Here is a 15,080-nt window from a genome sequence, read left to right as displayed (position 1 = left end):
GCCCCGCGCGGGCGGTGGTGGTCGGTCAGGAGCCGGCCGCCACCGCCCGCTCGTACAGCGCCCGCGCGTCCCGCCCGAACAGCACCGCCGTCGACTCCGTGTCCGTCTCCCCGCCGCTCAGCACGGCGATCATCCGCCCCGGGCGCTTCGCGTCGCGGTAGTCCGCCAGCCACGGACTGCCGCTCGTCCCGTCGAAGAAGCCCCCGCACTCCATGCGCATCGAGCCCTTCACCCCCTCGTCGCGGGCCGTGTCCGTGGTGCAGACGACGGCCCGGTCCTCCGGGTTGTTGTCCCGGTTCGGGTAGCCCACGACCGTCACCCGCCGCTCGGGCCCCGAGTCCCACTGGGCCCGCAGCCCGCCCACGACGTCCTGCACCTGCCGGCCCCGGGAGTCCGGCTCCAGCGTCAGGAACGCGAAGTCGTGGGCGTCGTCCGCGTCCGCCTTCCACGCCTCGTCCACCTGCACCGCCCGCACCTTCCACGCCCCGTACGGCTTCTGGCCGCCCGGGCCGCGGAAGGCCGGCGCGAACGTGAAGTCCGTGGCGGCCGAGCCGTACTCGAACACGCAGTGCGCGGCCGTCGCCACGACGTTCCCCTTGGGGCTGTCCACGACGCTGGCGGTGCACCAGTGCTCGTCCCCGTCGAGCAGGACGCCCACCGCCGGCAGGCCGCCGAACGGCACGGCCGAGCGCTGCGGGCCGGGCGGTGCCTGCTCGGCGACCGGCTCGCGGTGACCCCTGCCGTGGGTCGCCGAGTGGGACGGCGACGCACAGGCCGTGGCGGTGGCCAGGACGACGACGGCGACGGCGGCCCACGCCGCCGGCCTCTTCCGCTGCGTTCGACTCCGGTGCATACGCCCCATCCTTGCCGATCCACGCGCTGCCCACTCCCGCGGTGCCCGCGGGTCCTCGTGCCGTACGCCGCCGGGCATCGCCGGCGCGTCAGTCCAGCCAGCCCCGCTGCGAGGCCCGCGCGCCCGCCTGGAAGCGGGTCCTGGCGTCCAGGGCGTCCAGCAGCCGGCTGATCCGGCGCCGCGCGGTGTGGACGTGCACGCCCAGCCGGCGCGCGATGGCCTCGTCCTTCAGCCCCGCCGCGAGCAGCGCCAGCAACTCCCGCTGCCGCCGCTCCTCCTCACCCCGAGGCCCCGCTCCCTCCACCCCGCCGGACGCGGGCGCGCCGCTGCCCGGTGCGTACGGCGCCGGGGTGCGGCCGCCGTCCGGGTCGCCGGCGCGCCGGGGAGGGCGCGGCTCCCCGTACCGCGGGCGGGCCGCGACGCGTCCCGCGGCGGGCGGGGACTCCAAGGGCGTCGCCGTGGACCACAGGGACTCGAACAGCGGGACCAGGGCATCCCGGAGGCGGGGGTCCGTCGTCAGCAGGGCGTGGGCGTCCGGGGCCGTCGCGTCCGGAGGCGGGAGCAGCGTGACGCGGCGGTCCACCGCGACCAGCCGCGTCGGCACCCCCGACGCCGCGACCCGCACCCGCAGCCCCCGCCCCGCCAGCGCGGTCAGCGCCCGCGTCCGGGACGCGGGCGTCAGGCCCGACCGGTCCAGCACCGCCCGTACCTCGACGCCCCGCGCCAGCAGGGCCTCCACGTCCCGCCCCGCGCACGGCGAGCGGTCCAGGATCAGCACCTCCCGCTCGGCGCCGGCCAGCAGCCGGCCCGTCCGTTCGCCGATCGCCCGCCGCCCGGTCACCGTCTCGACCGCCGCCAGCTGATCAACCGTCAGCCACAGCCGCTCCAGCTCCGCCTGCCGCCGGCGGATCAGCGTACGGATCGCGGCCACCGGCCCCGCCCCCGCCGGCGGCCCGGCGAGCTGGTCCAGAGCGGTGGTCAGCCGCTCCGGCGACAGCCCCAGCAGCCGCGCCAACTCCTCGGCCGTATCGGCCCGTTCCCGTCGTAATGGCTCATAGGCCCCGCCCTCGGCCACCCCCGGGCCAAGTGGGGGCAATTCCCCCTTGATCATGCGTCGGATTCTCACCGGGTCCTCACGGAACACACAAGTGTGCATGCCCACTTCTCACCACAGTTGGCTCATTGCCCACTTGGCGCGCCCCCGCTTGCATGGCGGTGACCACCCGAACGGCTCTGACCAAGCACGTAGGAGGGGTAGGCACTGTGCGCAAGTCCAGGAAGACCTCAGCGGGATCCGGCATACGGACGGGGGCGGCCGGAACCGGGGGAGCGGCGCTCCTCGCCGCCGCCGGACTGCTGATCACCGCGTTACCGGCCCAGGCGGCGACCCCGCTGGCCACCGAGACGGCCGCGCCCGCGGCACCCGTCGCACCCACCGCCGGCATCGTCCCGCGGCCCGAGACGGACACCCCGGCACTCGTCGAGGGCATCCACGAACCGGTGGACGCCAAGGCCGCCCCGGCGGACGCCGCCCGCGGCCATCTCGCCGCCAAGGAGAGCCGCTACAAGATCGCCGAACCACGGCGTGATCTCGCCCCTGTGCAGACCCTCAGACGGGGCGCCGACGAGACCGTACGGCTCCAGCAGAAGCACCGGGGCGTGCCCGTCCTCGGCGGACAGTACGTCGTCCGGATGGAGACCAAGGCCGGCAAGCGTGCCGTCACCGGCACCTCCGGCAAGTACTTCACCGGCCTGACGGCCGGCACCACGCCCGCCGTCACCGAGGACACCGCCGTGCGCCGCGCGGTCTCCGCGACCCTCGCCCGGCTCGGCGGCCACCGGCTCGGCAAGGCCGAGGGCGCCGCCCGCGCCAAGGGCGGCCGCTCCGCGCAGCCCCTCGACGGCACCGCCCGCGGCCTCGTCGTGATCCCGCGCGGGGAGGGCGTCCTCGCCTACCACGTGACCGTGCGCGGCACGAACCCCGCGACCGGCGCACCCGTGCTCCAGCACGTGTACGTCGACGCCCGGGCCGGCTACCCCCTCCTCCAGTACAGCGGCATCAAGACCATCGCGGCAGCGAAGGAAGCCGCCGCGAAGGACGCCGCGAAGGACACCGCGAAGAACGCCGCGGGCGCGCGGGCCGCCACCGCCGACCCCGCCCACCCCGGCACCACCGGCAGCGGCACCCGTCTCGACGGCACCAAGGTGCCCCTGAACATCCACCGGCCCGCAGCCGACGGCCCGTACGTCCTCGCCGACCACGCCCGCCTCGCCGACACCACCAAGAACACCCTCACCACCTGGGACGCGCGCGGCAAGGACGTCGACGACGTCGCCGGCACCTGGCCCGACGACCTCAAGGAGTTCTCCTCCGCCACGCCCGAGTTCGGCAAGGACGCCACCGACTCCGGCGCCGTCGACGCCCACTGGGCCGCGGGCGAGGTCTTCGACTACTACCGCACCCGGCACGGCCGCAGCGGCCTCGACGGGCGGGGCTCCCCCGTCAACTCCCTCGTCGGCGTGACCGAGCTGGGCGACCCGTACGTCAACGCCTTCTGGGACGGCGCCAAGATGGTGTACGGCTCCGGCGACGACACGTACAAGCCGCTCTCCGCGGACCTCGACGTCGTCGGCCACGAGATGACGCACGGCGTCGTCGAGAACACCGCGAACCTCGTCTACGCGGGCCAGTCCGGCGCCCTCAACGAGGCCGTCGCCGACTACTTCGGCAACGCCATCGACGTCGACCGGTCCGGCGGGTCCATGGACGACCCCGACGCCGGCCTCATCGGCGAGGACCTGTGCCGCTCCGCCAAGGGCCGCGCCTGCGCCTTCCGCGACCTCAACGACGGCGCCACCACGTCGAAGAACTTCCTCGGCGTCACCTACGGCACCGACAACGGCGGCGTCCACCTCAACTCGACGATCTTCTCCGGCGCCCTGTGGGACCTGCGCGAGGACCTCGGCCCCGAACTGGCCGACCGGATCGTCTACAAGGCGCTCGCCGAGTACCTGACACCCCTCGACGGCTTCACCGAGGGCCGCGCCGCCGTCCTCGCCGCGGCCAAGGACCTCGGGGTCACGGCGGGACAGCTCACCACCGCCAAGCGCGCCTTCAACGCCCACGGCATCGTCCCCGGCTGGGAGACCGCCCTCGGCGTCGACACCGACACCCTGATGGGCTCCCTCAACATCTGGGGCACCGGCGTCCAGGCCGGCGGCGGCTGGTGGGCCACGTCCGCCTCCAACGACGACGGCTCGGAGCCGTACTCCGTGTACGCCGGCCGCGCCGACGGCAAGGGCACCCGCAAGCTGATGAGCCCCAACGACGGCCGCTACCACCTCAACCCGGCCACCGACGGCCGGACGGTCGTCTGGACCGCGTACGGCCCGGGCGGCGTCGACGTCCTGTCCCGCCCCCTCGCGGGCGGTCCCGTGAAGAAGCTGTACACCACCCAGGGCGACATCTTCCGGCTCGCCTTCGAGGGCGGCGTCACCGTCTTCGACGAGTTCGACTGGGTCAACGGGCGGCACGTCGGCTTCCTGCGGCCCGGCGACCGCACACCCACGTACGTGGACGCCGGCCGCGACGACGTCGTCACCGGCCTGCCCTCGATCGCCCACGGCAGGCTCGCCTACGCCAAGCTCTACCCGGAGGGCGAGGAGTACGTCCTCGGCGTCGAGCTCCGCGACCTGAAGACCGGCGCCACGACCCTCACCGAGCAGCCGGGCGCCGTGCAGAACCTCGGCCGTACCGGCCTCACCGGCACCCACGTCTTCTGGCTCGCCGACCAGAACGACGCCGACGAGGGCCAGATGACCATCATGCGCGCCGGCCTCGACGGCACCGGCGCGTACGCCGTCAGCAGCGAGTACAAGCCGGGCGCGCTCGTCACCACCGACCTGACGGTCTCCGACGGCGCCGTCACCGTCGAGGCCGCCTCGACCGACCTCGCCCTCACCAACGACAACCTGCCGAAGATCTGGCAGCTCTCCCCGGACGGCGCCCGCAAGCAGCGCCTCTCCTGCAACCGCGGCGAGCAGATCTCCCCGGCGGCCGTCTCCGGCACCGGCACCCAGGTCGTCTGGCTCGACGGCACCACCGGCCGGACCAACCTCGTCACCCGCACCCGCCCCGCGGGCAACTGCGGCTGATTCCGGTCCTTTCCGGGGCGTACCGCACCGGACGCGAAGGCCCCCGGCGTCCGTGCGCCGGGGGCCTTCGCAGCGCCTATGCTGAGGGCGCTCCAGAACGCCTGAGTGGGGTCCGTCCGTATGAACCGTTCAGCAGTGCACGTGATGATCGTCGACGACGAGGTCCTGATCCGGGAAGGACTCCGGCGGATCGTCGACGGGTTCGGCGGAGCACGGGTCGTGGCTGTGTGTACGGGCTCGCAGGCGCTGGGTGAGGCCCGCCGGCACCGGCCGGACGTCGTCCTCCTGGACGTGCGGATGCCGGACCGCGACGGGCTGAGCGTCCTCGCCGACCTGCGGACCCTGCCGGAGCCGCCCGTCGTCGCCATGCTCACCACCTTCGACGCGGACGAGCACCTGGCGGCCGCGCTGCGCGGCGGAGCCGCGGGCTTCCTGCTGAAGGACACGTCGCCGGAGCAGCTGGAGTACGTCATCCAGGAACTCGCCGCGGGCGGCAGCGTCATCGCGCCCAAAGTGACCCGGACCGTCGTCGACGGGTTTCTACGCGCGGAGAGGGCCGGGCTCGATCCGGCGCCCCCGCCGGACCGGCCCCCGGTCGACGACCTCACCGCCCGGGAGCGCGAGGTGCTGTCCCTCCTCGCGGAGGGGCTGTCCAACACGGAGATAGCCCGTCGGCTGTTCATCGGCACCACCACGGTCAAGGACCATGTGAGCGCCCTGCTCGGCAAACTGGGCGTCACCAACCGCGTACAGGCCGCGGTCCGCGCCCACCAAATGCGGCTCGTGGCCCCCCCGACGCCGGCCCCGGCCCCGGCTCCGGCCCCGGCTCCGGCCCCGGAGTGAGGTGGCCTCGGCGATGAGGCACCGCGAGCGGGTCGGGGAGCGGGACAGCGATCTGGACGCCGACCGGGACGGGGACCTGGACGGGGACCTGGACCGGGGCGGCCACCGGTGCGGGGACGCCTGTGGCGACCGGCACGGTGGCCGTGGTGGCGAGGCGGCCGCTGACCGGCTGCGTGGCCGGTTCCGTGACTGGTGCCGCGGGGCGATCCGCAGCCCGTACCGCCGGCTGCTGCTTCGCTGTCGTCCCACCGCCGAGCGGGCCGTCGTCGTGGTCGCCGTCACCGAACTGCTCACCGTCGCCGACGCGTTCAGCACCCTGCCCTTCGCCGTCTGCGCCGTGGCCCTGCTCGCCCTGCCGCTGCGGCGGCGCTTCCCCATGCTGACCCTCTGCGCCACCCTCCCCTCGATCCTCACCGGGCACCTGTGGCTGCCGCCGATGATCGCGATGTTCCACGTGTCGGCGCGGCAGTCGCGCGCCAGGATCGCGGTCGGCTGCGTCCTGCTGTTCGCCTCGGCGCTGTGCCCCTGGCCCCTGACGGAGTTCGCCGACATGAGCCGCCAGGAGCTGTTCACCTCCATCGAGGCCGCCGGGCTGCTCAGCGTCGGGCCCACCGCGCTCGGCCTGCTCGCCTCCACCCGCGCCGAGCTGCGCGCCCGCCTCGCCGACCTGACCGCCACCCAGGAGCGGGAGCGGCGCCTGGAGTCGGAACGTGCCGTCGCCCGCGAGCGGGCCCGCCTCGCCCGCGAGATGCACGACACCGTCTCGCACCACGTGGGCATCATCGCCGTCCAGTCGGGCGCGCTGCGGGCCGGCGAGACCGACGAGTGGAAGCGGGAGACCGCCGAGAGCATCCGACGCCACAGCGTCCAGGCGCTGGAGGAGCTGCGCGACATGGTCGGCGTGCTGCGCGGCTCCGACGTCGACGCGGCCGCCGCGGCGGGCCGTACCGGTCTCGACCGGCTGCGCGAACTGACCGCCGACAGCCTCCTGGACGTCACCGTCGAGCTGCCCGAGCGGCGGGACGAGGCGTGGGGGCCGGCGGTGGAGGCGGCGGTGTTCCGTATCGTGCAGGAGGCGCTGAACAACGTGCGCAGGCACGCCCCCGGTTCGCGCGTGGCGGTGGCGGTGGCGCCCGGTGAGGGCTCCCTGACCGTGGAGGTCCGCAACGGGCCGTCGGCCGAGGCGTGTTCCGACTCCCTCCCGTCCGGTGGCGGCCACGGCCTGGCGGGCCTGCGGGAACGCGCCGAACTCCTGGGCGGGCGCCTTTCCGCGGGCCCTTGCCCGGAGGGCGGCTTCATGGTGCGCGCGGTCCTGCCCCTGTAGCGGCTGCCGACGACGACCCGCCGACCGGAGGGGGCCGACCGGCGGTACCGGTCCTGGCGCCGGGGCGGGACGATGGTCCCAGCCGGGCTCCGGCGTGGTGCTGACCACCCACGCGGGGCCCCGAGGGGGAACTTCCACGGTGACACACCGTGGAGCGGGCGACCGGCCGGGGTCGGTCCGTACACCGGGGCAGCGGTGTGGGACCGTTCCCCACCCCCGACCGCTCCCCGACCCCCTCCCCTTACGCCCGCGCAGCAACTTCCGCCGCTGCTTCGCCGTCCCGCCGTTGCGGCCTCACGCCGGTACCGCCGTCCCGCCGTTGCGGGTTGGTGCCGCCGTTCCTCGCTGTGGGCCGGTGCTGCCGTTTCGTTGTGGCTTGCGCTGTGGTTCCCGCTGTGGCGCTGTCGCGCCGTTCCTGCTGTGGGCATGCGTTCCGCCAGGGGCGGAACGGGTGGGCACAGCAGGACCGGCCCCCCCGGCCTGAGGGTGCCGCCCCTGCGCGCCACGACGGTGGGTGGGTCCGGTGGCGGCCCGGGGGGCACGTGCTCAGATTGGCTCGCTCGGGCCCGTGAGAGCGAGGCGTCCCAGCACCGCCAATCCTGCGCGCGCGACCCCCGGTCCACCCCCGTCCCGCCGTCGGGCGTCTCACCCCCGGTGAGGGGTGGGGTGGATGGGCCTGCCCGTGCGTGGGCGGCTGACCCCCGGTGGGGGTGGGGTGCCGGGGGTATCGCCCCCGGACGGTGGGAGACTTGGGCGTGCGTACGCCCAGGAAAGCCGCCCGTGTCGCCGTCCTCGCCCCCGACGGTGCCGTCTTCATGTTCCGTTACGACAACGAGGAGGTCGGCGTCCACTGGGCCCTCCCCGGCGGGGGACTCGACCCGGGCGAGACGCCCCTCGAGGGCGCCCTGCGGGAGGTGCGGGAGGAGACGGGCTGGACCGACGTCGAGGTGGGCCCGCTCCTGTGCCTGTGGGAGCACGACTTCACCCGCGCCGGCGTCCCCGTGCGCCAGCACGAGCACATCTACGTCGCCGAGGGCCCCCGCCGCGACCCCCTCGGCGACCTCACCGCCGCGCACGCGGAGGACGCGATCCTGCGCTGGCGCTGGTGGTCACCGGCCGACCTGGCCGCCGCCACCGAGCCGCTGTGGCCCCCGCGGCTGCCCGAGCTGCTGGAGGCCGTACGCAGGGACGGCCCGCCGGCCGAGCCGGTGGACTTCGGGAGGACGCCCGCCGACATGCCGGTCGGGTGGTCGGCGACGTAGCCTGGAAGCGGACTCGGGGGCCCGTGATCTCCTCCGCGGAAGGCGGGCGACCATGCCAGGGATCATCGCCAGGAACTTCGACACCGCCGACGAGACCCGTCCCTTCGAGGGCGGCAAGGGCAGGCTGGATCTGCTGCACACCGACCAGGGGCCCGTGGGCCGCGCGGTCTTCGAACCGGGCTGGCGCTGGTCCCAGCACGTGAAGCCGATCGCCGGCACGGACAGCTGCCAGGCGGCGCACACGGGGTACGTCGTCAGCGGGCGGATAAAGGTCGTCATGGACGACGGCGAGAGCGGCGAGGCGGGGCCGGGCGACTTCATCTCCATCGAGCCGGGGCACGACGCCTGGGTCGTCGGTGACGAACCCTGTGTGACCCTCGACTGGACGGGATTCGGCGAATACGCCCGGCCCGCCTGAGCGCGTCAGCCGTAGGCGAGGGCCTGGAGGCGGTCGTAGGCGCCGTTGAACCTGTTGTGGTCGCCGACGATCGGGCCGGAGGACGTGTACTGCCACATCGTGTAGTACGTCCAGCCGGCGGGGAGTTCGCCGACCGTGGTGCTGTAGCGGGCGATCCACAGCGGGTTCGCCGAGGCGAAGCCGCCGTAGTTGCCGGTGCACTGCTTCCACCAGCTCGTCGCCGTGTAGATGACCGCGTCCCGCCCGGTCCGGTACTTGTAGCGGGCCAGGAAGTCGCGGATCCAGCTCACCATGCCCGCCTGCGTCTTGCCGTAGCAGGCCGAGCCGTACGGGTTCCACTCGATGTCCAGGGCGCCCGGCAGGGTCTTGCCGTCGCGCGACCAGCCGCCGCCGTTGTTGACGAAGTAGTCGGCCTGCGCGGCGCCGGTGGACGTGTCGGGCGTCGCGAAGTGGTACGCGCCGCGGATCATGCCGATGTTGTAGGAGCCGTTGTACTGCTGCGCGAAGTAGGGGTTCTTGTAGTACGTCCCCTCGGTGGCCTTCACGTAGGCCCACTTCACGCCGCTCGTCCAGAGCGCGGACCAGTTCACGTTGCCCTGGTGGCTGGAGACGTCGACGCCTTCGGTCTGGGTGGCGTACGGGTCGGCGGGGACGCCGTGGACGCCGTCGTGCGCCGCGACGCCCATGCCCATGCGGGCGCTGCCGCGGGCGGGCTTGTCCGCGGCGGACGCCGCGCCGGGGAGGGTCAGGAGGAGGGCCAGGACGGCGAGCAGGGCCGCGGCCACGGCGGGGCGGTTCGTTCCGGATCTGTGCACGGGCATGCGTGCCTCCGAAGACATGGTGTGGACATGTCAGGTTCCGCCACGCTACGCACGTAGAACGCGGGGTGGAAAGAGGGGCCGGGCACCGCCGTTGGTCTACGCCTGCGAAATACTGGCCCAGCTGCGGTGACGGTCCGCGGCCGCGGGAAATTTTCACCGCCGGAAAAGCGCGCGAGGAGTGCTGACGTGCACGGAAGTGGTACGGGGAGTGAACCGGCAGCCACCGGCGGGACCGGGGCGGACCAGGAGTTCCTCGCGCTCGAACGCGAACTGGCCGTCTTCCTGCGCCGCGCCCGCGCCTCGTCCGGCGAGATGGCCCGCGAGGTCCACCCCGAGCTGGAACCCGCCGCGTACGGACTTCTCGTCCGCCTCGACGAGCTGGAGGAGACCGGCGGCCGGCGGGCGACCGACCTGGCCGGCTACTTCGGCGTCGGCAAGGCGACCATGAGCCGCCAGCTGCGCGCCCTGGAGGAGCTGGGGCTGGTCACCCGCGTCCCCGACCCGGCCGACGGCCGCGCCTCGCTCGTCCGGCTGACCGAGGAGGGCCGCGCCCGCTTCCGGCGCGTACGCGACGCCCGCCGCGCCCGTTACGTGCGCAAGCTCGCCGACTGGGACCGCGCCGAGGTCGCCGAACTCGCCCGGCTGCTCCACCAGCTCAACAGCCGGGCCGAACGCCCCGGCCCGCAGGGCGCTCCGTAGCCCCGTGGCTTCGGCGCCTCACAGCTCCGCGTACACCGTCGTCGCGTCGTCGTGCCGCTTCCAGCGCCGTACGCCGCCGGCCTCCGCGTGTCGCTCCTCCAGGTCGCGCACCCGGGCGAGGAGCCCCCGCGGGCCCTCCTTGCGCAGCACGCCGAAGCAGTCCGCCCAGTCGCCCTCCCCGAAAAGGTCCACCCAGCGCGACGCCCCGTCCGTGAGCGCCGCCACCGCCCGGACCTCCGCGCGCGGCACCGTTCCCGTCACCGCCCGCGCCGCCACGCCCGGGTCCGCGGCGGCCGTGAAGAAGCCGCCCTCCGCGTTGCGGAGCCGGTCCGTCGCCGCGAAGGAACGCAGGACGTCCTCCGGCACCCGGTCCAGCCGGTCGTCCACCACCGCCCGCACCGCACCCGCCGGGGACTCCAGCAGCAGCACCGAGTCGGACAGCACCAGATACTCGACCGACTCCGCGTCCCAACGCGCCAGAACCACCGTCGCCTGAGGCGTCCGGACGTGAGAAAGGTCACAGCTGTCGCGATGGGCGTCCGCGGTGCGCCGGATTGCCTCCGCCAGGATCTCGGCCAGCGTCAGATCTGCCCGCGAAGCGGACAGTTCGGTCAGCGCCCCGCCCAGGCGGGCGGTGAACCAGGGCACCGGGTGCACACAACCCACCTCGTACGGAGGAGGGGTCACGCCGTCCAGCGTCACGACCGCGCCGCCCTGGCCGGATACCGCAAGGGCCGAGGCAGCCCAGTCCTCGTTGGGCCGTTCCGGGCTCCCCGGCAGGGAAGCGGTTTCTGCATGCATGCATCTCAGTCTGCATGACTTCTTCACCCGAGGCACAACACTCGGCGCCTGGCCTGTACCAGCAGGTCAGATGGGCACGCCGACGGCGCCCGGCACGACCCGGGCAGGTGCGGGCGCGCATCCTGCCAAAGCCCGCGCGGAAGGTCCAACCCGGAGGCCCCGTCAGACCCCTCGCGCGCGGGGACGCGAGTTGTTCGCCAACTGAGGAGTGTTGTTCACTCGTTCGGGTGGCGGAGTGGCCGATGCGTGCTCCCCTCCCATAAGGGCTGGAATGGTCGGAAGCCGTACCAGGGGTGGGGGCGCTCCCGTGTGACCGGTCGTCACCTCTGCTTCATGGGCGATCGAGTTCAAGAATGTGAGCACCGGTGCAGAAGCGCAGTGACACTCCCGGCGATCCCAATGTCCCGGGCGGCCGCAGCGTACGGGTACGCAGCCGGCTCGTGACCGGCGTCGCGCTCGTCGGCATCACCGTCATCGGTGCCGGGGCCCCCGCCCTGCTCTCCGGCTCCGCCGAGCTGTCCGACTCGCAGCGCCTGGTCACCCTCGCGGAACTCAACCGGCAGGCGGTCACCCTCGCGCACTCCCTCGCCGACGAGCGCGACGAGGTCACCGCGTACATCGCCGCCGGTCGCGGCCGGGCCACGGCGGACGGCCAGGACGGCCAGGACGGCCGGAACGAGCAGGACGGCCAGGGCGGTCAGGACGGGGCCGCGAAGAACCCGCCCTCCGTGCCCGGCACGTACAGCGCCCGCGTCGACCGGCAGATCGAGGAGATCCACGCCGAGGCGCCCGAGGACCTGCGCCGCGACCTCGCCGCCGTCCCCGGCATCCGGCGCGCCGCCCTCACCGGCACCGGCTCCGCCATGGAGGCCTACCGGGCGTACACCGACGTCATCGTCCGCCTCCAGGCCCTCGCCGCCGAACTGGCCGACAAGACCCCCGCCCGCGCCGCCGACGGCTCGGGCCGCGCCACCGCCGAGCTGGGCCAGGCCGTCGAGCAGGCCTCCGCCACGCGCGGACTGCTCCTCGCCGCGCTCGCCCTGCCCGGCGAGAAGGAGCCCCGCACGGTCTACGACCCCGTCAGCGGCCGCTACGTGACCGAGAAGGACGCCGCGAGCGAGGCCACCGCCCGCACGCGCGACGAGCTGAGCGCCGCCGCCCAGCAGGCCCGCGTCCAGGAACGGGCCGCCCTCGCCGACTTCGCCCGCGCCGCCGACCCGTCGACCCGCGAGTCGCTCGCCGCGACCGTCAGCGGCCCCGAGGTCAAGGCCGCCGAGGAGTTCCTCGGCAGGCTCACCGACCGGCCCGAGCTGAGCGAGGACGAGCGCAGGACCGACCCGGAGAAGCTGAAGGCCGCCCTCACCGCCCGCGTCGAGCAGATGCGCGGCGTCGAGTCGGCGCTCGCCACCGGCCAGGTCGAGCGGATGGAGCAGCTGCGCGACGACGACGTCACCGCGCTGGAGCTGCGCGTCGCGCTCCTCGGCGGCTGCCTCCTCATCGCGATCGGCGTGTCCACCGCCGTCGCCCGCACGCTCACCCGGCCCCTCGCCGTGCTGCGCCTCGGCGCCGCCCGGGTCGCCGCCGCGCCCGAGACGGAGGAGCCGATCAGGTTCACCGGGCGCAACGACGAGTTCGCCCAGGTCGTACGGTCCCTCAACACCCTGCACGACAAGCTGCGGGCCCTCGGCAGCCGCGCCGGAGCCCTCGACGGCGAGCGCGCCGACCTCGACGGCGCCCGCGAGGCCATGGCCGCCGAGCTGGAGGCCCACCGCGCCGAGCTGCGCGAGGAGACCGACCGGCTCACGGCCGAGCTGCGGCGGCTGCGGCACACCGTCCACCACACGTTCGTCAACCTGTCCCTGCGCACCCTCGGCCTCGTCGAGCGCCAGCTCACCGTCATCGAGAAGCTGGAGGAGCGCGAGCAGGACCCGGAGCGCCTGGCCACGCTGTTCAAGCTCGACCACATGGCCACCGTCATGCGCCGGCACAGCGAGAACCTGCTGATCCTCGCCGGGCACGAGCACAGCCACGCCCACCAGGGGCCCGTCCCGCTGGTCGACGTGCTGCGCGCCGCGGTCAGCGAGATCGAGCGGTACGAGCGGGTCACCATCCAGTCGCTGCCGCCGCACGCCCACGTGGCCGGCTTCGCCGCCGACGACCTGAGCCACCTGCTCGCCGAACTGCTGGAGAACGCCACGTCGTTCTCGCCGCCGGACGCCCAGGTCCAGCTGTCCGGATGGCTGCTGGAGAGCGGCGAGGTGATGCTCTCCGCGCAGGACAAGGGCATCGGCATCACCCCCGCCCGGCTGGCCGAGCTGAACGCCCGGCTCGCCGAGGGCGCCGCGCCCGACGCGGCCGACATCGACGACGAGGGCGAGGGCCTCGGCCTGCGCGTCGCCGCGCTGCTGGCGGCACGCCACGGCGTGCGGGTCGAGCTGCGCCAGGAGAAGCAGGGCGGTGTCGCGGCCGTGGTGGTCCTGCCCCAGTCCCTGCTGCCGGAGGCCCCGCCCACCGCGGGCCCCCCGTCGGCCGCCCTCGCGGACGGCGCCCGCGCCCTGAGCCTTCCGGGCTCGGTGGCGGAGGCGAACTCCAACACGCTGCCCGGCCGTACGCGCGAGGTCCCGCCGGCCCCGGCCACCGCCGACGGCGGCGCCGCGCCGGCGGATGAGGCGCCTGAGGCTTCCGGAGCGGAGGCCAGGGAGCCCGAGGACACGGCTGCGGCCGCAGCTGACGCCGACGAGGCGACGGTGGACGCCGACGAGGCCCTGGAGGGCGACACCGAGGAGGCGGAGGCTTCCGAGGCCGGTCCCGACGAGGCGGATGCCGCGGATGCCGACGCGCTTGTCGCGGACTCCGACGGACCGGACGCGCCTGAGGCGGACGTTTCCGAGGCGGACGTCTCCGAGGCGGACGTCTCCGAGCCGGACGCCCTTGAGGACGAAGCCTTTGAGGACGAAGCCCTTGGGAGCGACGTCCTCCCGGACGACGACGCCCCCGAGGTGCCCGAGCCCGCCTCGGACGACGCTCCCGCCGACATCGACCCCGCTCACGGCCGTACCGACGACGCAACCGTCGCCGAGAGCGCGCCCGTGGTCGAGGAGACCCTCCAGGTGCGGCTGCCCCTGCCCCCCGAGAGCGGCGACGGGGCCGACGCCCACGACCGGCCCGCCGAGCCCAAGTGGGAGCGGGTCACCGACAAGGGCCTGCCCAAGCGCACGCCACAGGCCGTCGAGACCGGCACCGCGCCCGCCGAGCGCACCGGGGGGATCGACGCGGCCGAACTGCGCCGTCGGCTGGGCGGGTTCCAGCAGGGCGCCAGGAACGGCCGCCGTGACGCCGAGGCCGAGATCGCACGTACGGAAGACACACCACGGACGACGGGGGACACAGTCGAGGAGGCACACAGTTGAGTGCGACGACCGGCACCGGCACCGAAACCCACGGACTGAGCAGTGAGGCCCGAAACCTCCACTGGCTGCTGGGCAATCTCGTGGAGGAGGTGCCAGGGGTCCGGTCGGTCGCCGTCGTCTCGTCGGACGGGCTGCTGCTGTTGACCTCCGACCCCGAGCGCGCCGCGACCACGTCCACGGCCGAGCGGCCCCGGAGCCCGCGCGGCTCCAGCGCCGACCTCGCCACGATCGTCTCGGGCATCGGCAGCCTCACCGTCGGCGCCGCCCGCCTCATGGACGGCGGCGGCGTCAAGCAGACCATGGTCGCCATGGAGGAGGGCAGCGTGTTCGTCATGTCCATCAGTGACGGCTCGCTCCTCGGCGTCCACGCCGCGCCCGACTGCGACATGAGCGTCGTGGCGTACCACATGGCCCTCTTCGTGGGCCGCGCCGGACATGTCCTGACCCCCGAACTCCGCAGCGAGCTGCGCAAGTCGATGGAGGGTGGCCAGTGA

General features: G+C 74.2%; 12 protein-coding genes. 8 read left to right on the top strand and 4 right to left on the bottom strand.

All coding sequences use genetic code 11. The annotated features are described in order from the left end of the window. Positions 1-25: 25 nt before the first annotated feature. Both ABEB09_RS09795 and ABEB09_RS09790 read right to left on the bottom strand, forming a co-directional pair. Complete coding sequence (locus ABEB09_RS09795) at positions 26-853, bottom strand: trypsin-like serine peptidase (protein ID WP_345689160.1); 828 nt, start codon at positions 851-853, stop codon at positions 26-28. An 88-nt stretch (positions 854-941) separates the two neighbouring features. Next, on the bottom strand, positions 942-1,964 hold the full coding sequence (locus ABEB09_RS09790) for a helix-turn-helix domain-containing protein (RefSeq protein ID WP_345689157.1): 1,023 nt from the start codon (positions 1,962-1,964) through the stop codon (positions 942-944). 152 nt (positions 1,965-2,116) lie between these two features. On the opposite strand from ABEB09_RS09790, the gene ABEB09_RS09785 reads away from it, so the two are divergent. The 5 genes from ABEB09_RS09785 to ABEB09_RS09765 all read left to right on the top strand — a co-directional run bounded on the left by ABEB09_RS09785 (position 2,117) and on the right by ABEB09_RS09765 (position 8,855). Continuing rightward, positions 2,117-5,008 (top strand): M4 family metallopeptidase, encoded by a 2,892-nt coding sequence (locus ABEB09_RS09785; protein WP_345689155.1) that lies wholly within the window; start codon positions 2,117-2,119, stop codon positions 5,006-5,008. Positions 5,009-5,128: 120 nt separating this feature from the next. Further along, on the top strand, positions 5,129-5,851 hold the full coding sequence (locus ABEB09_RS09780; RefSeq protein WP_345689153.1) for a response regulator: 723 nt from the start codon (positions 5,129-5,131) through the stop codon (positions 5,849-5,851). A gap of 13 nt (positions 5,852-5,864) precedes the next feature. Beyond that, the gene (locus ABEB09_RS09775) at positions 5,865-7,175 is read left to right on the top strand and encodes a sensor histidine kinase (protein WP_345689151.1); all 1,311 of its coding nucleotides are present in this window, start codon (positions 5,865-5,867) and stop codon (positions 7,173-7,175) included. Positions 7,176-7,930: 755 nt separating this feature from the next. Further along, a complete protein-coding gene (locus ABEB09_RS09770; protein WP_345689149.1) occupies positions 7,931-8,437 on the top strand; it encodes an NUDIX hydrolase in 507 nt (168 codons plus the stop codon). Between the two features lie 52 nt (positions 8,438-8,489). Beyond that, complete coding sequence (locus ABEB09_RS09765) at positions 8,490-8,855, top strand: cupin domain-containing protein (protein WP_345689147.1); 366 nt, start codon at positions 8,490-8,492, stop codon at positions 8,853-8,855. 5 nt (positions 8,856-8,860) lie between these two features. Here ABEB09_RS09765 and ABEB09_RS09760 read toward each other — a convergent pair whose 3' ends face one another. Next, positions 8,861-9,676: a lysozyme gene (locus ABEB09_RS09760; protein WP_345689145.1), complete on the bottom strand. Its 816-nt coding sequence runs from the start codon at positions 9,674-9,676 to the stop codon at positions 8,861-8,863. 186 nt (positions 9,677-9,862) lie between these two features. Between ABEB09_RS09760 and ABEB09_RS09755 the strand changes: the two genes are divergently transcribed. Next, a complete protein-coding gene (locus ABEB09_RS09755) occupies positions 9,863-10,375 on the top strand; it encodes a MarR family winged helix-turn-helix transcriptional regulator (RefSeq protein WP_345689143.1) in 513 nt (170 codons plus the stop codon). 18 nt (positions 10,376-10,393) lie between these two features. Here the strand turns inward: ABEB09_RS09755 and ABEB09_RS09750 are convergent, their stop codons facing one another. Continuing rightward, positions 10,394-11,176, bottom strand: a complete 783-nt coding sequence (locus ABEB09_RS09750; RefSeq protein WP_345689141.1) for a hypothetical protein — start codon at positions 11,174-11,176, stop codon at positions 10,394-10,396. A 365-nt stretch (positions 11,177-11,541) separates the two neighbouring features. On the opposite strand from ABEB09_RS09750, the gene ABEB09_RS09745 reads away from it, so the two are divergent. Both ABEB09_RS09745 and ABEB09_RS09740 read left to right on the top strand, forming a co-directional pair. Beyond that, on the top strand, positions 11,542-14,586 hold the full coding sequence (locus tag ABEB09_RS09745) for a sensor histidine kinase (protein ID WP_345689139.1): 3,045 nt from the start codon (positions 11,542-11,544) through the stop codon (positions 14,584-14,586). Further along, positions 14,583-15,080, top strand: coding sequence for a roadblock/LC7 domain-containing protein (locus tag ABEB09_RS09740; protein ID WP_345689137.1), 498 nt, complete (start codon positions 14,583-14,585; stop codon positions 15,078-15,080). Before ABEB09_RS09745 ends, ABEB09_RS09740 begins: the two co-directional genes overlap by 4 nt.

The organism is Streptomyces coeruleoprunus, from assembly GCF_039542925.1.
GTDB lineage: Bacteria > Actinomycetota > Actinomycetes > Streptomycetales > Streptomycetaceae > Streptomyces > Streptomyces coeruleoprunus.
This window is presented reverse-complemented; position numbering and strand designations above follow the sequence as displayed.